This window comes from Micromonospora saelicesensis (assembly GCF_900091575.1).
Lineage (GTDB): Bacteria > Actinomycetota > Actinomycetes > Mycobacteriales > Micromonosporaceae > Micromonospora > Micromonospora saelicesensis.
In genome coordinates, this window is sequence record NZ_FMCR01000003.1 from 580,378 (window position 1) to 602,541 (window position 22,164).

General features: G+C 70.2%; 17 protein-coding genes. 12 read left to right on the forward strand and 5 right to left on the reverse strand.

Annotated elements, in window-relative coordinates:
- Nucleotides 1–163: 163 nt before the first annotated feature.
- The 4 genes from GA0070561_RS15750 (at nt 164) to mmsB (ending at nt 6,143) form a co-directional block, all read left to right on the forward strand.
- Entirely contained in the window at nt 164–1,819 is a 1,656-nt protein-coding gene (locus GA0070561_RS15750; RefSeq protein ID WP_091401167.1) for a glycoside hydrolase family 27 protein, read from the forward strand.
- Between the two features lie 312 nt (nt 1,820–2,131).
- The gene (gene chvE, locus GA0070561_RS15755; protein ID WP_091401170.1) at nt 2,132–3,274 is read left to right on the forward strand and encodes a multiple monosaccharide ABC transporter substrate-binding protein; all 1,143 of its coding nucleotides are present in this window, start codon (nt 2,132–2,134) and stop codon (nt 3,272–3,274) included.
- An 83-nt stretch (nt 3,275–3,357) separates the two neighbouring features.
- Nucleotides 3,358–4,896, forward strand: a complete 1,539-nt coding sequence (gene mmsA / locus GA0070561_RS15760) for a multiple monosaccharide ABC transporter ATP-binding protein (protein ID WP_091401172.1) — start codon at nt 3,358–3,360, stop codon at nt 4,894–4,896.
- A complete protein-coding gene (gene mmsB / locus GA0070561_RS15765) occupies nt 4,893–6,143 on the forward strand; it encodes a multiple monosaccharide ABC transporter permease (protein ID WP_091401175.1) in 1,251 nt (416 codons plus the stop codon). The genes mmsA and mmsB overlap by 4 nt, the downstream gene beginning before the upstream one ends.
- A gap of 58 nt (nt 6,144–6,201) precedes the next feature.
- On the opposite strand, the gene GA0070561_RS15770 is transcribed toward mmsB, so the two are convergent.
- Nucleotides 6,202–7,581, reverse strand: a complete 1,380-nt coding sequence (locus tag GA0070561_RS15770) for a CBM96 family carbohydrate-binding protein (protein ID WP_091401177.1) — start codon at nt 7,579–7,581, stop codon at nt 6,202–6,204.
- Nucleotides 7,582–7,795: 214 nt separating this feature from the next.
- On the opposite strand from GA0070561_RS15770, the gene GA0070561_RS15775 reads away from it, so the two are divergent.
- From GA0070561_RS15775 to GA0070561_RS15790, 4 genes are all read left to right on the forward strand, one after another.
- Nucleotides 7,796–9,100 (forward strand): MFS transporter, encoded by a 1,305-nt coding sequence (locus tag GA0070561_RS15775; protein WP_091401180.1) that lies wholly within the window; start codon nt 7,796–7,798, stop codon nt 9,098–9,100.
- Nucleotides 9,097–10,080 (forward strand): TolB family protein, encoded by a 984-nt coding sequence (locus GA0070561_RS15780; protein WP_091401182.1) that lies wholly within the window; start codon nt 9,097–9,099, stop codon nt 10,078–10,080. The genes GA0070561_RS15775 and GA0070561_RS15780 overlap by 4 nt, the downstream gene beginning before the upstream one ends.
- A gap of 116 nt (nt 10,081–10,196) precedes the next feature.
- A complete protein-coding gene (locus tag GA0070561_RS15785) occupies nt 10,197–11,723 on the forward strand; it encodes an alkaline phosphatase D family protein (RefSeq protein ID WP_091401185.1) in 1,527 nt (508 codons plus the stop codon).
- Nucleotides 11,724–11,737: 14 nt separating this feature from the next.
- Nucleotides 11,738–13,051 (forward strand): hypothetical protein, encoded by a 1,314-nt coding sequence (locus tag GA0070561_RS15790; RefSeq protein WP_091401187.1) that lies wholly within the window; start codon nt 11,738–11,740, stop codon nt 13,049–13,051.
- A 44-nt stretch (nt 13,052–13,095) separates the two neighbouring features.
- Here GA0070561_RS15790 and GA0070561_RS15795 read toward each other — a convergent pair whose 3' ends face one another.
- Nucleotides 13,096–14,280 carry a low temperature requirement protein A gene (locus GA0070561_RS15795; RefSeq protein WP_091401190.1) on the reverse strand — a complete coding sequence of 395 codons (1,185 nt, stop codon included), beginning with the start codon at nt 14,278–14,280 and terminating at the stop codon, nt 13,096–13,098.
- A 242-nt stretch (nt 14,281–14,522) separates the two neighbouring features.
- Here GA0070561_RS15795 and GA0070561_RS15800 point away from each other — a divergent pair, with 242 nt between their 5' ends.
- On the forward strand, nt 14,523–15,689 hold the full coding sequence (locus tag GA0070561_RS15800) for a peptidoglycan DD-metalloendopeptidase family protein (RefSeq protein WP_244166258.1): 1,167 nt from the start codon (nt 14,523–14,525) through the stop codon (nt 15,687–15,689).
- Nucleotides 15,690–15,755: 66 nt separating this feature from the next.
- Nucleotides 15,756–17,129, forward strand: a complete 1,374-nt coding sequence (locus GA0070561_RS15805) for an N-acetylmuramoyl-L-alanine amidase (RefSeq protein WP_091401193.1) — start codon at nt 15,756–15,758, stop codon at nt 17,127–17,129.
- A gap of 23 nt (nt 17,130–17,152) precedes the next feature.
- Here the strand turns inward: GA0070561_RS15805 and GA0070561_RS15810 are convergent, their stop codons facing one another.
- Genes GA0070561_RS15810 through GA0070561_RS15820 form a run of 3 tightly spaced genes read right to left on the reverse strand, consistent with a single transcriptional unit; the run spans nt 17,153 to nt 20,887 of the window.
- Nucleotides 17,153–17,734, reverse strand: a complete 582-nt coding sequence (locus GA0070561_RS15810) for a TetR/AcrR family transcriptional regulator (protein ID WP_091401196.1) — start codon at nt 17,732–17,734, stop codon at nt 17,153–17,155.
- 52 nt (nt 17,735–17,786) lie between these two features.
- Nucleotides 17,787–18,452 carry a hypothetical protein gene (locus tag GA0070561_RS15815; protein WP_091401198.1) on the reverse strand — a complete coding sequence of 222 codons (666 nt, stop codon included), beginning with the start codon at nt 18,450–18,452 and terminating at the stop codon, nt 17,787–17,789.
- Nucleotides 18,449–20,887 carry a PEP/pyruvate-binding domain-containing protein gene (locus GA0070561_RS15820; protein ID WP_091401200.1) on the reverse strand — a complete coding sequence of 813 codons (2,439 nt, stop codon included), beginning with the start codon at nt 20,885–20,887 and terminating at the stop codon, nt 18,449–18,451. Before GA0070561_RS15820 ends, GA0070561_RS15815 begins: the two co-directional genes overlap by 4 nt.
- 122 nt (nt 20,888–21,009) lie before the next feature.
- Between GA0070561_RS15820 and GA0070561_RS15825 the strand changes: the two genes are divergently transcribed.
- Nucleotides 21,010–21,669 carry a M23 family metallopeptidase gene (locus GA0070561_RS15825; RefSeq protein WP_091401202.1) on the forward strand — a complete coding sequence of 220 codons (660 nt, stop codon included), beginning with the start codon at nt 21,010–21,012 and terminating at the stop codon, nt 21,667–21,669.
- Between the two features lie 73 nt (nt 21,670–21,742).
- The gene (locus GA0070561_RS15830; RefSeq protein WP_091401205.1) at nt 21,743–21,973 is read left to right on the forward strand and encodes a DUF2188 domain-containing protein; all 231 of its coding nucleotides are present in this window, start codon (nt 21,743–21,745) and stop codon (nt 21,971–21,973) included.
- Nucleotides 21,974–22,164: the final 191 nt, after the last annotated feature.

Below are 22,164 nucleotides of genomic sequence, written 5' to 3' on the forward strand. Positions count from 1 at the left end.
ATCGATGTCGAGCGATACGGCGCGGTGAAGGTATTGAACCTCGTGAAATGTCGCCGTAACATGATGGGCGTCTCTGTTAACGCTAACAAAAATTGGTGTCCAACTATCGGCGTGCCGACCAGAGATCGTAATCACGGGCGGGCGTCACCGACAAGGAGGCTCGATGAACCGCAATACCCGAGGTCGTCGCTGGGGGAGCGCACTGGCGGCCGGAATTCTGCTCGCCGGTGCCCTGGTCGGCCTTCGCGCCCCGACGGCGCAGGCACTGGACAACGGCGTGGCGCGCACTCCCCCCATGGGTTGGAATTCGTGGAACTCGTTCGGCTGCAACATCAACGAGGCGCTGATCCGGCAGACGGCGGATGCGATCGTCAGCAGCGGCATGCGGGACCTGGGCTACAACTACGTCGTCGTCGACGACTGCTGGTTCAACCCCAACCGGGACAGCTCCGGCAACATCCAGGGCGACCCCGGCCGGTTCCCCAGCGGGATGAAGGCGCTCGGCGACTACCTGCATGCCCGGAACCTGAAGTTCGGCCTCTACCAGGTGCCGGTCGACAAGACCTGCGCCCAGTACTTCGGCGCCTACCCCGGCGCGACCGGCAGCCGTGGCCACGAGGTGCAGGACGCGCGCCAGTTCGCCGCCTGGGGTGTCGACTTCCTCAAGTACGACTGGTGCTCGCCGGAGGGCAGCATCAACGACCAGGTGACCACCTTCGCCAAGATGCGTGACGCACTGGCCGCCACCGGTCGACCGATCGTCTACAGCATCAACTCCAACAGCATCCACGCCAAGACCGGCCCGCAGCGCAACTGGGGCGACGTGGCGAACATGTGGCGAACCACCGAGGACATCACCAACGCGTGGGACACCGGCCAGAGCAACGGCTACCCGATGGGCATCCAGAACATCATCAACGTGACCGTTCCGCTGGCGTCCTACGCGAGGCCGGGTGGGTTCAACGACCCCGACATGATGGAGGTCGGCCGCGGCGGCATGAACGACACGGAGATGCGCAGCCACTTCGCCATGTGGGCGATCATGGCGTCTCCGCTGATCGCCGGCAACGACGTACGGAACATGAACGCCGCGACGCAGACGATCCTCAAGAACGCGAACCTGATCGCGATCAACCAGGACTCGCTCGGGTTGCAGGGGACGCAGGTGTCGTTCGACGGCACGCGTCGGGTGCTGGCCAAGCGGCTCGCCAACGGAGACGTCGCCGTCGCCCTCTTCAACCAGGGCGGCTCGACCACGACGATCTCGACCACGGCTGCGGCCATCGGCAAGTCCGGCTCGTCGTTCACGCTGGTGGACGCGTGGACCGGTGGCACCAGTTCCAGCAGCGGGACCATCAGTGCCAGCGTTCCCGCGCACGGCACGGTGGTGTACCGGGTCAGCGGTGGCGGGACGACTCCTCCGACGACGCCGCCGCCGACCACGTCGAGCGCGTACGCCAGCGCCGCCTCCGGCCGCTGCCTCGACGTGCCGAACAGCAACACGACCAACGGCACGCAGCCGGTCATCTGGGACTGCAACGGCGCCGCCAACCAGCGCTGGACCAGCAGCGGTCAGACCCTGCAGGCTCTCGGCAAGTGCCTGGACGCGCCGCTGAACGCCACGGCCGGCGCCAAGGTGCAGCTCTGGGACTGCAACGGTGGCACCAACCAGCAATGGACGGTCAACGCCAACGGCACGATCAGCAACACGCAGTCGGGGCTCTGCCTGGACGTGAACGCCAACGCCACGGCCAACGGCACCACGGTGATCCTCTGGACCTGCACCGCGGCGGCGAACCAGCGGTGGTCGCAGCGGTAGCTGATCGGGACCCCCGACCGCCGAGGTCGCGGCGGCCCACCTGATCCGACGGTAGTGCTGGTGCCCGCGGACGACAGACGTCGTCCGCGGGCATCGGTCTGTAGAGTGCTGCGGACGACCACGCTGAGTCGCCGCGTCCTGCCCTTCCGGCGGATCGGCGACATGGCTACGCTCGCCTGGATGCTCCGTTACGAGACCGTGACACCGGTATTTCGGATCTGGTGTTGACGCAATCTATGTGAGCGCTAACACTACCCGAAAGATGACAGTTGGCCCCGGCAGTCGGCGGGGGAGTCCAGAGAGGAGAAGCCCGTGGGCAGGAAATTCCTGGTTGCTCTCGGCGGCGCCGCACTGGCGCTGAGTTTGGCGGCGTGCAGCGGCGGGGGTGCGGGCAGCGGTGAGAAGTCCGGCGACGAGAAGCCGAGCGATCTGACCATCGGTGTGTCGATGCCGACCCAGACCTCGGAGCGGTGGATCGCCGACGGCAACGCGGTGAAGTCGAAGCTGGAGGCCAAGGGCTACAAGGTCGACCTCCAGTACGCCGGCGACGACATCCCCACGCAGTCGCAGCAGGTCGACCAGATGATCACCCAGGGTGCCGATGTTCTGGTCCTCGCGGCGATCGACGGCACCGCGCTCAGCAGCCAGCTGCAGGCCGCCGCGGCCGCGAAGATCCCGGTCATCTCCTACGACCGGCTGATCCGTGGCAGCAAGGACGTCGACTTCTACGTCAGCTTCGACAACTACAAGGTTGGCGTCGCCCAGGGCACCGCGCTGCTCGTCGGTCTCGGCCTGCTGAACAAGGACGGCTCGAAGGGTACGGCCAAGGGGCCGCTGAACGTCGAGCTCTTCGCCGGGTCGCTGGATGACAACAACACCCAGTACTTCTTCGGCGGTGCGATGGACACGCTGAAGCCGTTCATCGAGAACGGCACGCTGGTCGTCAAGTCCAAGCAGACCACCCCCGAGCAGGTAGCCATCCTGCGGTGGCAGCAGGAGACCGCGCAGAAGCGGATGGAGAACCTGCTCACCTCCAGCTACAACGACGGCTCGAAGGTCGACGGGGTGCTCTCTCCGTACGACGGCATCTCCCGCGGCATCATCACCGCCCTGCAGAACGCCGGCTACGGCAAGGGCGCGAAGAAGCTCCCGGTGGTGACCGGCCAGGACGCGGAGATCGCCTCGATCAAGCTGATCAACGACGGCGTGCAGAGCTCCACGGTCTTCAAGGACACCCGGCTGCTGGCCGAGCAGGCCGTGAACGCGGCCGAGGCGTTCCTGCAGAAGAAGCAGCCGCAGGCCAACGACACCCAGACGTACAACAACGGCGTCAAGGTCGTCCCGGCGTACCTGCTGCCGATCGCGACCGTCTACAAGGACGACATCAAGGCGACGCTGATCGACTCCGGCTACTGGACGGCGGAAGAGGTCGCCGCCGGTCAGGCCAAGAAGTAAGCCACTCGTCGGGCCCGGCGGTCACCCGCCGGGCCCGACGCCTGGGCGCGTACCACGTCCAGACCTGACGGAGGACAGTGACAATGGACGACACCATCCTCGAGATGCGTCGCATCACCAAGACCTTCCCCGGCGTGACCGCGCTGGAGGACGTCACCCTCGCAGTGCGCCGCGGCGAGATCCACGCCATCTGTGGTGAGAACGGCGCCGGCAAGTCCACCCTGATGAAGGTGCTGTCCGGCGTCTACCCGTCCGGCTCGTACGACGGTGAGATCCTCTTCGACGGCAAGCCGATGCAGTTCCGCGGCATCCGCGACAGCGAGGCCAACGGCATCGTCATCATCCACCAGGAGCTCGCCCTGGTGCCGTACCTGTCGATCGCGGAGAACATCTTCCTCGGCAACGAGCGTCGCGGCCGCAGCGGGCTCATCGACTGGAACTTCGCCAACGCCGAAGCGGCGAAGCTGCTGGCGTCCGTCGGGCTGCACGAGAACCCGGTCACCCCGGTCATCCAGCTCGGCGTCGGCAAGCAGCAGCTCGTGGAGATCGCCAAGGCGCTCTCGAAGAAGGTGCGCCTGCTCATCCTGGACGAGCCGACCGCCGCCCTCAACGACATCGACTCGGCGCACCTGCTCGACCTGTTGCGGGCCCTCAAGGAGCAGGGCATCACCTGCATCATGATCTCGCACAAGCTCAACGAGATCACCGCCATCGCCGACTCGACCACCGTCATCCGCGACGGGCGCGCCGTGGAGACCCTCGACATGCGGTCCGACGAGGTGACCCAGCAGCGGATCATCCGGGGCATGGTCGGGCGCGACCTGGACAGCTTCTACCCCGACCGCGAGTCGTCCCCCGGTGAAGAGGTCCTGCGCATCGAGGACTGGACGGTGCGGCACCCGGTCCAGGACCGGATGGTCGTCGAGGGCGTCGGGCTGTCCGTACGCGCCGGCGAGGTCGTCGGCATCGCGGGCCTGATGGGGGCCGGGCGGACCGAGCTGGCCATGAGCGTGTTCGGTCGGTCCTACGGGCGCGACATCCGGGGCCGACTCTTCGTCCACGGGCGGGAGGTGCAGGCGCGCACCGTCGCCGAGGCGATCGACAACGGCATCGCCTACGTCACCGAGGACCGCAAACGCTACGGCCTCAACCTCATCGACGACGTGCGGCGCAACGTGTCCGCCGCCGCGTTGGACCGGCTGTCCCGCCTGGGCTGGGTGAACGGCAACGAGGAGATCAAGGTTGCCGAGGCCAGCCGCAAGGAGATGAACATCCGGACGCCGAGCGTCATGGCGGTGGTCGGCAAACTCTCCGGCGGCAACCAGCAGAAGGTCGTCCTGTCGAAGTGGCTGTTCACCGACCCGGACGTGCTGATCCTCGACGAGCCCACCCGCGGCATCGACGTCGGCGCCAAGTACGAGATCTACACGATCATCAACCGGCTGGTGGCCGCCGGTAAGGCGGTGATCGTCATCTCCTCCGAGCTGCCGGAGCTGCTCGGAATGTGCGACCGCATCTACACCCTCGCCGCCGGCCGGATAACCGGCGAGATGCCGGTGGCCGAGGCGACTCAGGAGAGCCTCATGGAGCTGATGACCAAGGACAAGGAGCTCGTCGGATGACCAGCATCAAGACCCCTTCGACGGAGCGCCCCACGCCCCCGGACAGCACGCCCGGCGCCGCCCTGCACAGCGGGACGAGCGACCTGCGGGCGCTGGTGTTGAACAACCTGCGGCAGAGCGGGATCTACGTCGCCCTGGTCGTCATCGTCGCGCTCTTCGCGGTCCTGACCGACGGGGTGTTGCTGAGCCCCGGCAACATCACCAACATCGTCCTCCAGTACTCGTACATCCTGGTCCTCGCGATCGGGATGGTCATCCTGATCATCGGCGGGCACATCGACCTGTCGGTCGGATCGGTCGTCGCGCTCACCGGAGCGGTCTCCGCCGTCCTGGTGATCCAGCAGGGTCACCCCTGGTGGATCGGCGTCGTGGCCGCGCTGGTCGTCGGCGTCGCGGTCGGCGCGTGGCACGGGTTCTGGGTGGCGTACGCCGGCATTCCGGCCTTCATCGTGACCCTGGCCGGCATGCTGCTGTTCCGGGGTCTGACCCTGCGGGTGCTCGACAACATCTCGCTGTCGCCGTTCCCGTCCGAGTACCAGCAGGTTGCGGCGGGCTTCCTCAACGGCCTGCTCGGTGGGCAGGGCTTCGACGCCTTCACGCTGTTGATCGGCGCCATCGCCGTGGCCGGCTACGCGGTCAGCGGCTTCCGCACCCGCGTGGCGCGGATCCGCTACCAGCAGCCCGTCGAGTCGTTCCCGCTGTTCGTCGCCCGGGTCGTGCTGGTCGGCGCGGTCCTCATGTACTTCGCCTGGCAGTTGGCGCACGCCCGAGGGCTGCCGATCGTGCTGATCATCCTGGCGGTCCTGGTGCTGGTCTACGGCCTGCTCACCCGGCGTACCGTCTTCGGTCGCCAGGTCTACGCGATCGGCGGCAACCTGTCGGCGGCGGCGCTGTCCGGGGTGAAGGTCCGCACCGTCAACTTCTGGATGTTCGTCAACATGGGCTTCCTGGCGGCGGTGGCCGGCGTCATCTACTCGTCGCGGTCGAACGGCGCCCAGCCCGCCGCCGGCAACATGTTCGAGCTGGACGCGATCGCCGCGGCCTTCATCGGCGGCGCGGCGGTCACCGGTGGTGTGGGCACCGTGGTGGGCGCGATGGTCGGTGGTCTGATCATGGCGGTGATGAGCAACGGCATGCAGCTGATGGGCATCGACCAGTCGACCCAGTCGGTGGTGAAGGGTCTCGTCCTGCTCGTCGCGGTCGCCTTCGACGTCTACAACAAGCGTCGCGCCGGCACGGCCCGCTGACGCTCGACCGGTACGCACGTGCCCCCTGCCCGCCTAGCGGACAGGGGGCACGCGTTTGTCAGTGGCAGGTGCTGGTGCCGGTGTCGGTGTAGGTCTGGCCGGCCACCGGTACGAACTGCCAGTCGTAGCTGTTGGAGTGCAGGGTGAACTTCAGTACGCCCCACGCCGAGCTGTTACGCGCCTCGCTGTTGGGCTGGATGGTGCCGAAGCCGTAGTGGCCGGCGCCGCCCATCCCGGCGACGAAGCTGCGCAGACCCCGGCTGGATTCGGCGCCACCGGCCGGGTTCATCGGGGCGAACCGCTCGTAGACGTGGTTGTGCCCCCACACCACGACGTCGGCGTTGTAGTCGTAGAGGGCCTGGTACAGCGGACGCGTCGACGTCGACGGCGCGTGGTTGGAGCTGGACGTGAACAGCGGGTGGTGCCAGTACGCGATCGTGCACGGCTTGCTGCTGGCGGCCAGGTCCGCGCGCAGCCACTGCTCCTGCGTCGAGCCGGCCGACATGCTGATGTTCGAGTTCAGCGACACGACGTGCCAGTTGCCGAGGTCGTACGAGTAGTACCCGCGACCGCTCGGGCCGGCGGACGTACCGAAGTAGTTGTAGTAGCCGCTCGCGCCCGACGTGTTGTAGTCGTGGTTGCCCGGCGACGGGCGGGTGCGGGACTTGTGCCGACCCCAGGTGGGCTCGTAGTAGCTGTTGAACTGCGACGACGTCCCGCTGTCGTAGACGTTGTCGCCGGTGGTGAAGACCGTCCCCGGGATGCTGTCGAGCAGCGTGGCGGTGGCGCTGTCGCCGGAGCCCGAGTCGGCGATGTCGCCGGCACCGACGAACACCGGGTCGCCCGACGGGGGTGGCGTGGTGGTCCCGGTGGTGACCACCAGTTGCGGAGCGTCCGCGCCACTCTCGCGGGTGTCGTAGTAGGCGCCGTCACCGCTGGTCGAGGTGGCGCCGAAGCTGTACGTGCCGTTGCCGGTGACAGCGGCCGTGACGTCGACCTCATACCAGGTGTTGCCGCTGACCGCGCCGATCGTGCCGAGCGTGGCCCCGTCGATGGTCGGCTGGTTGTTCCAGGTGGTGCCGGTCTCCGACCAGGTCGTGTTGGACATCCGGCGGAACGTGCCACCGGCGTCGCTGCCGCTGTTGCCGCTGATCGTGCGCAGTCGCAGCTTGGCGCCGGTCACCGTGCCGCTGACACCGCTCACTGTGAAGCGGAGGAACGAGCGCCGCACGGGCGAGTTGTCGACCACCACCTGCGTGGACGTGCCGTAGTTGGTGGCGGCCGCGTCGCTCTGGACGTAGGTGTCGGCGACCGGCGTGAAGGTCACGCTCGCCGCCGACGCCGCGCCAGCGCCGGTCACGACGACGGCGGCGGTCGCGGCGACGATCACCGTGACCACCCCCAGCGTCACCGACGGACGGGGGAATCGAATGTCCATCCAGGACTCCTTACCTCGTGGGAAGAGCGCAAGGAATGTAGGAAGGTCGATGAGCCGGCGGGCGACGGGCGGATGAACAGCGCGTCCCGGCAGACGAACACCTCGGTGTTGGAAGCCCGTTCACCCGACCCTCGCCCGGATGCCACCCGTGGTCCGTTGTGCCGCCTCCACTGAGTACGGACGATGGCTGCCCGTCGACCGTCGATCAGAGGAGATGCTCGTGTACCTGTCGACCGTCTCCCGACCGGTCGCCGACCAACCCGGATCGGGGCCGCGACGCCGCCGGTTCACGATGGTCAGCGGCAACGTGGTCGCACTCGGCACGGTCAGTCTGATCACCGACGTGTCGGCCGAGATGGTGGCAGCGGTCCTGCCGCTCTATCTGGTGCTGGGCCTGCACCTCAGCCCGGTGGCCTTCGGCGTGCTGGACGGCGTCCACACCGGCGCCACCGCGCTGCTGCGCGTCGTCGGTGGTTTCGCCGCCGACCGGTTCCGGCGGCGCAAGCTGATCGCCGGCGTCGGGTACGCGCTCTCGGCGGTCGCGAAGCTCGGCCTGCTGCTCGCCGGTCGGTCGATCCCCGCGATCGGCGCCGTCATCGCCGTCGACCGGATCGGCAAGGGGGTGCGCAGCGCGCCGCGCGACGCGCTGATCACGCTCTCCACGCCACCCGAGGCGCTGGGTCGGGCGTTCGGGGTGCACCGGGCGATGGACAGCGTCGGCGCGTTCCTCGGGCCACTCGCCGCGTTCGCGGTCCTGCTGGTCGTCGGGCAGTCGTACGACGCGGTCTTCGTCACCAGCTTCTGCGTCGCGACCCTGGCCGTCGTGGTGCTCGTGCTCTTCGTCCGGGAGCAGCCGGACGGCGAGGCGGCGAACGGCGAGGCGGCGAACGGCGAGACCAACGACTTGAAGGTCTCCGTCCGCGAGGCGTTCGGGCTGCTGCGCGTTGGACCGGCCCGGCGGCTGGTGCTGGCCGCCGCGATGCTCGGGCTGGCCACCATCGGCGACGGCTTCGTCTACCTGCTGCTGCAACGCCGGATGGACCTCGGCCTGCGCTGGTTCCCGCTGCTCGCGGTGGGAACCAGCCTGGCGTACCTGCTGCTCGCCGCCCCGCTCGGCGTACTCGCCGACCGGATCGGTCGCCTGCCCGTGGTGATCGGCGGCTACACCGCACTCGGTGCGACGTACCTCCTGCTGGCCGGCCCGGTCGACGGTTGGCCACTGATCGCCCTGGCGCTGACGCTGTACGGCGCCTTCTACGCGGCCACCGACGGCGTGCTCATCGCGCTCGCCGGTCCGGTGCTGCCGGCGCGTCTGCGGACCACCGGAATCGCGTTGGTGCAGACCGGGCAGGCCCTCGCGTACCTCGTCTCCTCTGTGCTGTTCGGTCTGGCCTGGCAGGCGTGGGGGCCGGAGAACGCGATCCGTGCGGCGGCCGTGGCCGTCGCCGGCGTCCTGGTCGGCACGCTGCTCCTGTTGGTCTCCCCGTCCCGACTCACCACCCGGAAGGTGCCCCGATGACCGCGATGTCGACCCGAGCGAAGCTCGGCGTGGTGGTCGCCTCGGCCGTGCTGTTGGGCACCGTGGCAGCCGGCTACGCCGCCACGGCCGCGCAGGCTCCCCGGACGCCGCCCACCGCCGGCGGCGAGCAGGCGGTCACCCTGGCACCCGGGCCGCGTCTGCTGGCGATCACCGACCGGCACGTCTCCACCGTCGCCGCGACCGACCCCGCCGGGCCGCGCACCGTCGCCGGCCTGGAATGCCTCCGGGTGTACGCGGCGGCCGGCACCGGCGTCTGCCTGAAGCCGGAGACCGCGTGGTCGTACGAGGTTGTCGTGCTCGACGCGACGCTGCGCCAGACGAGGGCGGTCAGTGTGCCGGGGCTGCCGAACCGGGCCCGGGTCTCGGCCTCCGGCCGGATGGTCTCCTGGACGACGTTCGTCGGTGGCGACTCGTACACCTCCAGTGGCTTCTCCACCCGCACCGGGATCCTCGACACCCGTACCGGCACCGCGGTGGCCTCGCTCGAAGAGTTCGCGATCACCCGGGACGGCCGGGGCTACCGCAACGCCGACGTCAACTACTGGGGCGTCACATTCACCGCCGACGACAACCGCTTCTACGCGACCATGGCGACCGGGGGTGAGAGGTACCTCGTCCGGGGGGACCTCGCCGCCCGTACGGTCGAGACGCTGAAGGAGAACGTCGAGTGCCCGTCGCTGTCACCGGACGGCACCCGGCTCGCGTTCAAGGAGGCGGTCGACGCCGACCCGGCGAAGGGCTGGCGGCTGTCGGTCCTGGACCTGTCGAGCATGCGGGTCACCGCGACCGCCGAGACCCGCAGCGTCGATGACCAGGCCGCGTGGCTGGGCAACGGAAAGCTGGCCTACACGCTGCGCCGCGACGACGGTCAGCCCGACGTCTGGAGCGTCCCGGCGGACGGGTCCGGCACACCGACGCTGGTGATCCCCGGCGCCGAGTCGCCGTCGCCGCTCACCTGACGGTCCCGGCCCCGGCGGTCCGGACACCTGAACGCCTTGGCGCGGACAGCATTCCGTCATGTCGGATTCCGCCCCGCAGCCATCGCCGTTCATCGACGTTCCCGAGGCTGTTGACCATGACAAGGCTGAGCCGTCGCATCTTCGTCCTCAGTGGACTGCTGACCGCCGGAGTCGCGGTGACACCCCGCCAGGGTGCCCGTGCCGCGGTGCCGTACCCCTTCAAACTCGGTGTGGCGTCCGGTGACCCGGCGCCCGACAGCGTGGTCCTCTGGACCCGGCTGGCACCATCCCCGCTCAACGCCGACGGGCAGGGCGGCATGGCCAACGCCGACGTGACAGTGGAGTGGCAGGTGTCCACCACCGACCGGTTCACCTCCCTGGTCGCCTCCGGCTCGGTGGTCGCCCGGTACGCCGACGCGCACTCCGTGCACGCCATCGCGGGCGGGCTCGCCGCCGACTCCGACTACTACTACCGGTTCCGCGCCCAGGGGCAGATCTCGCCGGTCGGGCGGACCCGGACCGCCCCGGCGCCCAGCGCCTTCGGCCGCGACCTGGTGATGGCCTTCGCCTCCTGCGCCCACTACGAGGCCGGCTACTACACCGCGTACCGGCGGATGGCCGAGGACAACCCCGGCCTGATCCTGCACCTCGGTGACTACATCTACGAGGGCGGCGTCGGCAGCTCCACGGTGCGGCAGCACGTCGGCGCCGAGATCGTGTCGCTGGCCGACTACCGCCGTCGGTACGCGCTGTACAAGTCCGACCCGGACCTGCAGGCGGCCCACGCGGCGGCACCCTGGCTGGTGGTGCCGGACGACCATGAGGTGGAGAACAACTACGCCAACATGGTCCGCAACGACAGCAGCCCCACGCTGACCGCAGCCCAGTGGACCGCCCGGCGCACCGCCGCGTACCGGGCCTACTACGAGAACATGCCGCTGCGACCCGCGTCCGCCGCCAACGGCAACAGCATCCCGCTGTACCGACGGGTCCGGTGGGGGCAGCTCGCCACCTTCCACATGCTCGACACCCGGCAGTTCCGCGACGACCAGGCCTGCGGGGACGGCTGGAAGGTCTGCGCCGACGCGGACCTGGCCTCCCGGTCACTGACCGGCGCCACCCAGGAGGCGTGGCTGCTCGACGGGCTGGCCCAGCGCTATGGCACCTGGGACATCCTCGGCCAGCAGGTCTTCTTCGCCCAGCAGCTCGACGCGAACGGGGCGGCGAGCATGGACGCGTGGGACGGCTACCGGGCCTCCCGCAGCCGCATCCAGACCGGCTGGCAGCAACGTGGGGTGCGCAACCCGCTGGTGCTCACCGGCGACGTGCACCGGTCGTGGGCCAACGAACTCAAGGCCGACTACGCCAAACCCTCCTCGGCCACCATCGGCATCGAGCTGGTCTGCACCTCGATCAGTTCCACCGGCAACGGCAGCGGCAGCACCACGGTCCCGAACGCGGCGGCCAACCCGCACCTGAAGTTCTACTCGGACCGTCGCGGCTACGTCCGTACCACCATCAGCCGCAGCCAGGTCCGGGCGGACTTCCGCGCGGTGAACACCGTGACCGAGCACGGCGCGGCGGCGTCCACCGTGCGCTCGTTCGTCATCCTCGACGGCCAGCCCGGCCTGCAGGCCGGGTAAGGGAGAGAGCCACCATGACCGTGATCACCGCACTGCTCACCGCGTCCCTGCTGGTCCCGAACGTGGTCCCCGGCCCGACCGCGATGACCGCCGAGGCGGTCACCTGGACCACCGCGAACAGCGTCGCCACCGGCGACCAGGACCTGCCCTCCATCGCCATGAACCGCAACGGCCACGTCGCCGTCGTCTGGGAGGACGACCGGGACGGCACCGCCCCGGAGGACGACACCCACAGCGAGATCTACCTGCGGCTGTTCCGCGACGGCACCCCGGCGTACGAACTGAAGCTCTCCACCGGAGGGACCAGCGGAGCCGCCTGGCGACACCTCAGCCCCGACGTGGGGCTCGACGACCGGGGCAACGCCGTGGTGGTCTGGGCCGCCGACGGCGACGGCAACGGCGTCTACAACATCCAGTACCGGGTGGTGTCACCCGCCGGCGCGGTGCTCGGCTCGGGTCAGGCCAACGCCAGCGACGCCGGGCAGCAGATCTGGCCGAAGGTCTCGGTCGACCCGGACGGCGCGCCCACCAACGCCGCCGCCGTCGGCTTCACAGTGGTCTGGGAGGACGTGCAGGGAACCGCTCCCGCCACCGTCAAGGCCGCCGGCTTCACAGCGGCCACCACCAAGGCGTACGAGGTGACGGCCTCACAGACGACGGGCACCCACCACCGTCCCGACGTGGCGGTGTCCGCCTCCGGCGAGGCGCTGGTGGTCTGGGACGAGGACGCCGACGCGAACGGCTCGTACAACATCGGGTTGACCCGGCTGGCCCGGTCCAACGGTGCCGTGGCGCTGTCGCGGCGGACGGCCAACGCCCAGAGCGGCGGGCAGCAGCAGCGTGCCTCGGTCGCGGCGAACTTCGCCGGTGACTTCACTGTCGGGTGGGAATCCGACCACACCGGCACCCGGGGTGTCTGGGCTCGATCGTTCACCGCGACGGGTACGGCCCGGCACGACGAGGTCCCGGTCTCCACCGGCAGCGGTGCCATCGCTCCCGGGGTCGGCATCGACGACCAGGACAACGTCGTGGTGGGTTGGACGGTGTCCGGCACCAACCCGGACGTCTGGGTGCGCGGCCTCAACCCGGACGGCACGTCCACCGGCCGGCTGGCGGCCCAGGCGCTGAGCCAGACCACGACGGGTCGCCAGGAGCACTTCGCGGTCGCCGCGTCGCCCTGGGGTGAGGTGAGCGTCTGCTACACCGACGACAACGACGGCAACTCCTTCGACCAGGTGCTCCTCGGCCTGGGGACGACGAACTCCACCTGGCTGATGTCCGCCGACGAGCTGCGCCGACTGAAGGCGCGAGGCGCCAGGGCGAGCTGAACCGGTTGCCCCGGGTCGTCTGACATCTCCCTGTCGAGGAGGGGTCAGACGACCCGGGTCAACCGCTGGTAGAGGACCACTGCGGTGAGGAAGGCCGCCAGCAGGCCGAGGGCGACAAGCGCGGGCAGGATCCGGGCCACCGGCAGCAACAGGAGGACGACGCCGATCGCGACGAGCTGCCCCGGTGAGCCGCCGATGGTCAGCCGGAGGAACAGCAGACGGCCGACGAGGTAGAGCGCGGCACCACCGTAGAGGACGACCATCGCCGGCCACCCCATCGGCTCCCCAGCAGGATCGCGAGGCTGGTCGGCCAGGCTCGCGAGGATGAGGTGGATGCCCAGGGCGAAGTAGACCACTCCGGCGACCAACGGCAGGTGCGCCAACGTGTACGCGTCCGACGCCAACTGCTGGCGACGCCGGGAGCGCGGCGAGGCCGCGGTCAGCACCTGCGCGGCGGCTGGGGCGACGCCCACGAAGTAGAGCCACCACAGGCAGACGGTCGCGACGAAGCCGAACACCGCGGCCAGCAGCACCGGCCAGGCGATCACCGCCAGACCCGCGCCCTCCCCGGCGGACAGCAGGGACTCACCGAGCACGATGATCAGCACCAGACCGTGGCGTTCGGCGAAGTGCGCCCCGCTGCGGACCTCTCCGAAGCTGGCGGCGGTGGCGATGCGGCCGCCGCCGTAGTCGACGAGGAACGCCACGGTCCACAGCACGGTCTGCCCGGTCCCGCCGAGGACGGCTCCCACCAGCAGCGGGACCCAGGCGATCGTGGTGGAAACGGCGAAGCGCAGGGTCTGCCGGCGGTACTGCGGGTTGTCGGACGAGGCGTAGGTCATCAGGCCGAGGTGCAGCCCACGGACCACGATGTAGGCGATGGCGAGGGTGAGCGGCGGGCTCAACGCACCGTCGTGGCGTTGCCACGCCTCCGGGATCACCAGCGCCGCCACGAAGATGGCGGCCATCGCCGCGAGCATCCCGGCCAGCACGGGGCCGTTGTCCGCGCGGACCTGATTGGCCAGCCAGGCATAGCAGCTCCACGCGTACCAGAACCAGAGCAGGAGCAGCAGCCCCTGGTAGAGGGTGAGCGGCCCCAGCGACTCCGCCATGAAACCGATGAGCCGCGTCAGTGCGAACACCAGGACCAGGTCGAAGAAGATCTCGAAGGTGGTGGCCCGGTGCGCCTCCTCGACCAGCACCGGCCGGGATCGAAGGGCACGGCTCATCAGTTCATCCTCGTCGGTCCATCACCCTGCCCGGTGGTCGATGCGCGAAATCGGACGATGTAGAAAACCTTCGGTTGGTGCGTTGACTTCGACGTTTTACTACATAACAATCACCATAAATATTTATGCTTGTCTCCGTTGCTACGCGATAACCCCTGGTCAACCCCGCCAGTACCCCAACCCTCAGTGGCCGCAGGCGCTCCATCGCTCCGGCCTGGACCCCCATCGAAAGTGAGGGCACGATGAGAAACGGTCGACGATTGGCCGGCGGCGTCGCCGCGGCCCTGTTGATGGTCACGAGCCTGATCGGGGCCGCCCCCAGCGCCGCCTCCGCGGCCGTGACCCCCACGCTCACCGCTGCGGTGACCGCCAAACTGCTCGGCACCGCCGAGTTGTCCGCCGCCGATGCGCAACCGGAGACCCGGATCACCGTCAGCCGCACCAGCGGCCGGTGGGCGTTCGGCACCGCCGTCGCGCTCGCGCCCCGACAGGAGAACGCCCACCCGACCGGGTCGATCTTCATCGCCCGGTCCGAGCCCGCCGGGTGGCGGATCGCCTTCGACGGCGAGGCCGCCTTCGGTGCGCTGGCCGCCGAGTCGCCCCTGATGACAAGCCAGGAGAAAGGCGTGCTCACCACCACCCCCACCCCGATGTACGCGGGCGGGGACTACCGGACCGGTATGGCCCTGCCGTTCGGTGTCGGCCAGACGTGGACGCTCACCAGCGGCCCGCACGGCTGGGGTGGAACCGAGTCGCCGTACAGCTCGGTCGACCTGGCCGGTGGTGACCAGGTGGTCCGCGCCGCCCGGGCCGGAGCGGCGTACACGATGTGTCAGGGGTGGATCCGGGTCATTCACGACCGGGGCTACTCGACCGACTACTACCACCTGTGGAACAGCATCTCCGTCAACGGCGCCAGCGTCGGCCAGGGAGCCGTCCTGGGCAACACCGGCACCGATGTCACCTGCGGCGGAGCCGCCTACGGCCGGCACGTCCACTTCGGGCTCCGGCAGAACAGCGCGTACGTGCCGATGGCCGGCCACGACATCGGCAAGTGGGTGCTGGCCAACGGCGCCGCCGCGTACCAGGGCGGGGCTCGGCACGGGTCGGCCTGGGCCGGTGCCGGCGGTGGCCTGTACAACTACGGCGCGCTCGGCTTCAACCAGGGGGTGGTCGACGCGAACGGCGGCGGAGTGCTCACCCGACGGGCCGGGCCGGGGACCGGCTACGGCTCGCTGGGCTCGGTGGCCGACGGCGCCACGGTCACCATCTCCTGCTCCGCCAACGGCACCTCCCACACCGGCCGGTACGGCACCACGGCGCTCTGGAACCGGTTGAGCGACGGCAGTTGGGTGTCCGACGCCTACCTGTCGACCGGTGTGAACGGCCCGATCAACGGCTGGTGCTGACGAGGTTCAACTCTGCGGGTTGGCGGCCCACCGGTCGCCAACCCTCAGTAACCGCAAGGAGGGCTCATGTCCGTTCGCACCTTCCACGGAGGCCGGCTCCTGCTCGCCCTGACCACCGCCCTGACCGGAGTTGTCGCGGTCGCGTCGCCGGCTGTCGCCGATCCCGGTGGGACGCCAGCGCCGGCCGCCCCGCTGGCCGTCGCGTTCGACACCGCCGCCGCGCGGTACGACGTGCCACGCGACCTGCTGGTGGCGCTGGGGTACGCCGAGTCGCGGCTGGACATGCACGCCCGCACACCAAGCGCGACAGGCGGTCACGGGCTGATGCACCTGGCGAGCGCCCCCGGCGTGCGCACTCTGGACGAGGCTGCCGCGCTCACCCGGCTCAGTCCGGCCGCGCTGCGGACCGAACCCGCGGCGAACGTGCTCGGGGCGGCGGCCGTGCTGCGCTCGTACGCCGACCAGGCCGGCCTCACCGCCGTGACGCGCGACGACGTGAACGGTTGGTACGGAGCGGTCGTCCGGTACGGCGGCGCCAGCGAGCCGTCGGTCGCGCGGCTCTACGCCGACACCGTCTACGACCTGCTGCGGACCGGGTTCGCCGGGCGCGGCGAGGCGGTGGCCGGGCGACCGGTCGCGCCCCGGCGGGGTGGCCTGGAGCGGGCCGCCGTGCTCGGCGGGATCGGCACCCTGAGCACCGACTACGGGCCGGCCGCGTGGGCGCCGGCCAGCACGAGCAACTACACGGTGGCCAGTCGACCGGGCAGCCACCCGGTCACCCGCATCGTCATCCACATGACGCAGGGCTCGTACGCCGGTGCCGTCAGCTGGTTCCAGAACCCGGCCGCGCAGGCCAGCGCGCACTACACCTTCCGCTCCTCCGACGGGGCCGTCACCCAGTCGGTGCGGGAGAAGGACATCGCCTGGCACGCCGGCAACTGGACCTACAACACCGAGTCGATCGGCATCGAGCACGAGGGGTTCGTCGACAACCCCGCCTGGTTCACCGACGCGATGTACCGCGCCTCGGCCACGCTCACCCGCAGCCTCGCCACGAAGTACGGCATACCCAGGGACCGGACGCACATCATCGCCCACCGCGAGGTGCCCGGTGCCACCCACACCGACCCGGGCCCGAACTGGAACTGGACCTACTACATGCAGTTGGTGAACGGGATCACCGGCATCGGCTCCGGCACGGTCAACACCGAGGCGTCCAGCCTCAACGTGCGCTCCGGCCCCGGTGCCAGCTATCCGGTCGTCGGCTCGGTCGCCGACGGCGCCACCGTCGCCGTCTACTGCCAGGCCGTCGGCAGCACGGTCACCGGCCCGTACGGCACGACCGCCGTCTGGAACCGGATCGGCACCAACCGCTACGTCTCGGACGCCTTCGTGCTGACCGGCTACGACGGGTACATCCCGAACGTGCCGCGCTGCTGAGTGCGCGGTACGACCACGGCCGCTCAGGCGGTCGCCGACGAGTCGAAGAGCAGGTCCAGCTGGGCGTCCAGCGCGCCCAGTGCCTGCTCGGCGGTGTACTGCCCGCCCAGCAGATAGACGCCGAGCCCCTCCATCAGCGCCAGCAGGCCGGCCGCGGCGGCGGCACCGTGGCCGTCGGGCAGGACGCTGGCGATGAACCCGGTGAACTGCGCGGTGTCCTCGTGCAGGCTGGGCGCGGCCGACGGTCGCACCGCCGTGTAAGCGAGGAACGCGAGTGCCACCCGCCCGTTGTCGCGGGTGCGTTCGTCGAGCGGCAACAGCGCGGCGAGCATCGTGCGCAGCAGCAGCCGAGGCGACGGGGTCTCGCCCAGCCCTGCCACCGCCTCGGTGACCCGGAGCTGGCTGCGCTCCCGCACCACGCTCAACGCGAACGCCATCATCTCGTCCTTGGTCCGGAAGTAGTGCTGGACCATCCCGGCGGACACGCCGGCCGCGGCAGCCACGTGTCGGAGGCTGACGGCCTCCAGGCCCTGGTCCGCGGCGACCCGCATCAGCGCGTCCGCGATGAGGGTGCGTCGCTCCTGGTGATCGACCTTCTTGGGCATGGCCTCGATCGTTTCACAGTGGGTGGCCCGGGAGACTCCGCCGGCGCGGCGGTCACCGGCTGACGGTCTGGCTCACCGGAGTGCCCCGCGCGCTGCGCAGCAGGCCGTCCGGGTCGTCGGCGTACAGTCGCAGCTCGTTGACCGGCGTGGACCCGGCCTTCGGCAGGTCGAAGGTCAGCGGCCGACGCAGCAGGACGTCGATGCTGGTCTGGCTGCCGACCGAGATGGACACCACCCGGCGGTCGCCCTCCTGCTCGACCTGCACCGATCTGCTCGACGGCAGCGAACGGTAGCGCTTGCGCAACGCCTCGACGTCCGTCCACGGGATCCAGATGTCGACGCCCCAGCTGAGCCGCACCCGCAGGCCCCGGTCGCCCACGACGTGGGGGTGGATCGTCATGCTGGCGAACAGGCCGATCATCCAGAGCAGACCCCAGATGCCGAGGCCCAGCACGATCCAGCGGGCGGGCCGCCACGGCACCACGTGGGTGACCACCACGTCGAAGATCGGGATCTCCACGACCGACAGGCCGATGAAGATGCCCAGGATCGGCTTGACCACGCCGAGGTAGCCGAACGGCTCGTCGCCGGGCCCCAGCGGCAGTGGACGACGCCGCGCCCACACGTACAGGCTGCGCCACGTCGCGGCCTCGGCCTCGGCCGCCCGACGCAGCAGCGGGCCCACCCGCGCCCTGGCCGGTGTCTTGGTGTCCGTCATGGTCGTCCTTCCTGCTCGCGGGCCGACGGTGCGTGCAGCGTGACGGTTCCGGCGCCGCCGTCCACTGTGACGAGCTGCCCGGTGGTGATGGTCCGGGTGGCGTCCGGCACGCAGATGACGGCGGGAATGCCGTACTCACGGGCCACCGTCGGGCCGTGCGCCATGATCGCGCCGGTCTCGGTGACCAGCGCCGCCGCAGTAAGGAACAGCGGGGTCCAGCCGGGGTCCGTGGTCGCGGCGACCAGGACTTCGCCGGGCTCGACGTGGGCGGTGCCCGGGTCGTGCACGACCCGGGCGGGCCCGCTCACCCGGCCCGCCGACGCACCCACTCCGGCGAGCGTCCCGTCGCCGGTCGACGCCGCCGGCAGGACGGTCTCCACATCCGTACCGTCGGAGAGCAGTGCCACCGGCACTGTCCGACGCCGTAGCTCCCGGCGGTGCACGGCCCGTCGGGCGGTGACGGTGCCGCGCAGATCGACACCCTGGTGTACGACGGTGTGCACCTCGTCGAGGGTCAGGAACATGATGTCGTCGGGCTGGTCCAGCGACCCGCGGGCGTGCAGGTCGCCGCCGATGAGCAGCAGTTGGCGACGGGTCTCGCGCAACGGGTACAGCCCGGCGAACTTGCCGGCCTCGCGCAGGCCGGCCAACGACCGCGCCCGGCGCAACAGGAAACCGGCGACCGTGCCCCGCACCGGCCGCCGACGGCGAACTCGGGTGACCAGTTCCTCCAGCGCTGCCTCGGCCGCCGAGGCGGCCCGCCGGAAGCGCTGGTCGGGGCCCTGTTGCGGATCGGTGACCCGCAGGTAGTTGGCGACCGCGGCGAAGACCGGCGTGGGGTCCTCCGCCCAGCGCGGCACCCCGAGGTCGACTTCGGCGACGCCCCGATGCCCGTAGACGTCCAGGAAGGCCGCCATGCCGATGTCGGGCAGCGTTCCGCGCAGGTGGCGTGCGGCCAACTCGGCCGGCGGGGTGTCGAGGAGGAGTTGGCGGTGCTCGCCAACGCCCTGGGCGAGCCGCCACAGGGCCAGGTCCATCTCGATGGTGACGTTGTGCGGCATGCCGCCGAGCACGGTGTGGATCTCGTCCGGGCCGGCGACGCCCTTGAGCAGCGCGGTCGGCAGGGCGGCGGCGAGCATCCCGGCGACGATCGGCCACATGATCGCGTCGGCGCTGTCGTCGGCGTCGTCCTGCGCCTGCACGAAGCGCAGCCGATCGGCGGTGGTACGCAGGTCGGCCGGGGCGGCGGAGCTTACCCTCAGCTGCTCGATCGCCTCGAACATCCGGGTCCGCGTGGCCTCGGGACGGGCCAGCGCCCGCAGGATCCCCACCACCGCGCGGCGGGCCGTCCGCAGCGACGCCGCCCCCGGTGCCCCACCGCGCCGGGCGCCGCCGCTGCTCGGGGCGAACCCGGGATCGGCCAGCACGTGCTGCATCACCGCCTGGGCGCGCGGCCCGAAGTCGACAGCCAGGAGCTTCACGAGCCGCTTGCGGGACGACCGGTCGCGCGCGAGGTCGGTCAGGTCGCCGTAGAGGCGGCCGCCGATGTCGACGATCTCGACCCGCACCCCGAGCGCGGCGAGCATCGCGGCGATCTGCGTCCGCAGGGTCGACATGCCCATCGGGGTGACCGGTTGCAGCATGCCCTGGACGTGCCCCAATTCCAGGTAGACGCGGGGGAGGGGCTTCTCGCTGAGCGGTGGGGCGGGGAACAGGCTGGTGATCGGCCGGGACTGGAGGAGCCACAGCGCGTCGTCCGCGTCGATGGCCCACTCGACATCCTGCGGGCAGCCGAAGTGGGCCTGCAACCGCTCGCCGGTGGCGCGGAGGCGGGCCAGTTGCGTGGATGTCAGGCATCCGGCCTCGGTCCGCGTGACGTCGTCGAGGATGTAGTGGTCGACGGCGGCGGCACCGTCCACCACTGTCGTGCCGAGGCCGGCAGCGGCGTCGACGGCCATCTCGTCGCGGCGCCCGGTCAGCGGGTTCGCGGTGAACAGCACTCCGGCCACCGTGGGTGCAACCATGCGCTGCACGACGACGGCCATCCGCACCGTTTGGTGATCGATGCCGCGGGCGTCGCGGTAGGCGGTCGCGCGGTCGCCGTGCAGCGAGGCCCAGCATTTCTCGATGGCGGCGATCAGCTCGGCGGTGCCGGTGACGTCGAGGACGGTGTCCTGCTGCCCGGCGAAGCTCGCGTCCGGCAGGTCCTCGGCTGTGGCGCTGGAGCGCACCGCCACCGGGCCCGCGCCGAGCCGCTGGTACGCGGCGGCGACCTCGGCCGTGGGGACGACGCCGAGCCGGTGTGCCTCGGTGGTGACGCAGAAACCGTCGGGGACCCGCTCGCCGTGCCGGATCAGCTCGCCCAGCCCGGCCGCCTTGCCGCCGACCAGGGCGGTCATCTCGGCGGTCACCTCGGACAACGCGATCACGTGCATGGCAGCCCACTCTCGTTGCAATACAACTGCATTGCATCTGACCGTACCCGCTTGGCGATGCGACTGCAATGTCACCGCTGTGGGTGCGCCACCTCGGGGTCGGAACGTTGTCGGGATCTGCCATGCTCGGGCCGGTGACGACCGGCCGCCCGACCAGAGCCCGTTCCCACCGCCGCCCTCGAAGCCGTGCCATCCGCGTCCTCCTCGCGCTCGTCGCGGCGGCGGCCGTCCTGGGCGTCGCGGTGGTCGCGGTGCCGATGCTGCGACCGGCCGGGCTGCGCCCGCTCTTCCAGATGCCGGTGACCTGCGGCGAGACGTGGCAGCTCAGCACCTATCCCGGTCACGACGACTACGACGTCGACTTCTTCCCGACCGAGGGCGAGACGTGGGGGCGGCCGGTGCTCGCCTCGTACGCCGGCACGGTCACAGTGGCCGGCATCAACGGCTCGCTGGGTGGTCGGAACCCGGAGAACCCGGACGGCCCACGGGGGCGCGGCGGCGGCTACTGGGTGAAGATCGACCACGGCGGCAAGTGGGAGACGCAGTACCTGCACATGCTCGAACCGCCACTGGTCGCTGTCGGTCAGAAGGTGGCCCAGGGTGACCAGATCGGGCGGCTCGGCAGCACCGGCAACTCCGGAGCCCCGCACCTGCACTACGAGCAGCGCCGCGGCTGGGACAAGGTCGAGACCCACTTCGACGGCACGCCGTCGGGCATTACCACCGACGAACGCGAACAGATCCTGCGGCGGGTGAGCAACAACTGCCCGGCCGTCTCCTGAGGACCGCAGTTTGCCCGGCGCGGCTCGGGGGCACTGATTCGGGGGACAGCGCAGACGCAGGGAGGAGCCGGTCATGGCCAAGGGTGACGTCGACACGTACCACGAGGACGGGCAGTGGAAGAACAAGCCGGAGGGCCAGGAGCGGGCCAGCAGCACGCACGACGTGAAGGCTGACGCACAGGCCCAGGGCCGCGAGATGGCGGCCGACCGCGGCGTCGAACACGTGATCAAGAAGCAGGACGGCACGATCGGGGAGAAGAACACCTACCCCCGCAGCCGTGACCCTCGGGACATCGAGGGCTGACAGCTTCCAGTCTCAGCGGACCGACCTCCCCGGCATGACCGAGGGGGTCGGTCCGCTTTTGTGCGGCCGGGCAGCCCGCCGGCTTTATCCCCATACGAGAAATATGGGTGTTTTTGGGGGGATATAGTCCAGCTCGGGACTGGAGTGAAAGCTGGGAGTGGGACATGTCGTTTCCGTGCCGGCGTCGTCCG

Excerpts from the sequence above, each read along its gene's own strand:
- GA0070561_RS15805 (WP_091401193.1), top strand. The coding sequence starts at position 15,756 with ATGTCCGTTCGCACCTTCCACGGAGGCCGGCTCCTGCTCGCCCTGACC.
- GA0070561_RS15830 (WP_091401205.1), top strand. The coding sequence starts at position 21,743 with ATGGCCAAGGGTGACGTCGACACGTACCACGAGGACGGGCAGTGGAAG.
- GA0070561_RS15825 (WP_091401202.1), top strand. The coding sequence starts at position 21,010 with ATGCTCGGGCCGGTGACGACCGGCCGCCCGACCAGAGCCCGTTCCCAC.
- GA0070561_RS15815 (WP_091401198.1), bottom strand. The coding sequence starts at position 18,452 with ATGACGGACACCAAGACACCGGCCAGGGCGCGGGTGGGCCCGCTGCTG.
- GA0070561_RS15770 (WP_091401177.1), bottom strand. The coding sequence starts at position 7,581 with ATGGACATTCGATTCCCCCGTCCGTCGGTGACGCTGGGGGTGGTCACG.
- GA0070561_RS15820 (WP_091401200.1), bottom strand. The coding sequence starts at position 20,887 with ATGCACGTGATCGCGTTGTCCGAGGTGACCGCCGAGATGACCGCCCTG.
- mmsB (WP_091401175.1), top strand. The coding sequence starts at position 4,893 with ATGACCAGCATCAAGACCCCTTCGACGGAGCGCCCCACGCCCCCGGAC.
- GA0070561_RS15790 (WP_091401187.1), top strand. The coding sequence starts at position 11,738 with ATGACCGTGATCACCGCACTGCTCACCGCGTCCCTGCTGGTCCCGAAC.
- GA0070561_RS15785 (WP_091401185.1), top strand. The coding sequence starts at position 10,197 with ATGACAAGGCTGAGCCGTCGCATCTTCGTCCTCAGTGGACTGCTGACC.
- GA0070561_RS15800 (WP_244166258.1), top strand. The coding sequence starts at position 14,523 with ATGAGAAACGGTCGACGATTGGCCGGCGGCGTCGCCGCGGCCCTGTTG.
- mmsA (WP_091401172.1), top strand. The coding sequence starts at position 3,358 with ATGGACGACACCATCCTCGAGATGCGTCGCATCACCAAGACCTTCCCC.
- GA0070561_RS15750 (WP_091401167.1), top strand. The coding sequence starts at position 164 with ATGAACCGCAATACCCGAGGTCGTCGCTGGGGGAGCGCACTGGCGGCC.
- GA0070561_RS15810 (WP_091401196.1), bottom strand. The coding sequence starts at position 17,734 with ATGCCCAAGAAGGTCGATCACCAGGAGCGACGCACCCTCATCGCGGAC.
- GA0070561_RS15795 (WP_091401190.1), bottom strand. The coding sequence starts at position 14,280 with ATGAGCCGTGCCCTTCGATCCCGGCCGGTGCTGGTCGAGGAGGCGCAC.
- GA0070561_RS15780 (WP_091401182.1), top strand. The coding sequence starts at position 9,097 with ATGACCGCGATGTCGACCCGAGCGAAGCTCGGCGTGGTGGTCGCCTCG.
- GA0070561_RS15775 (WP_091401180.1), top strand. The coding sequence starts at position 7,796 with ATGCTCGTGTACCTGTCGACCGTCTCCCGACCGGTCGCCGACCAACCC.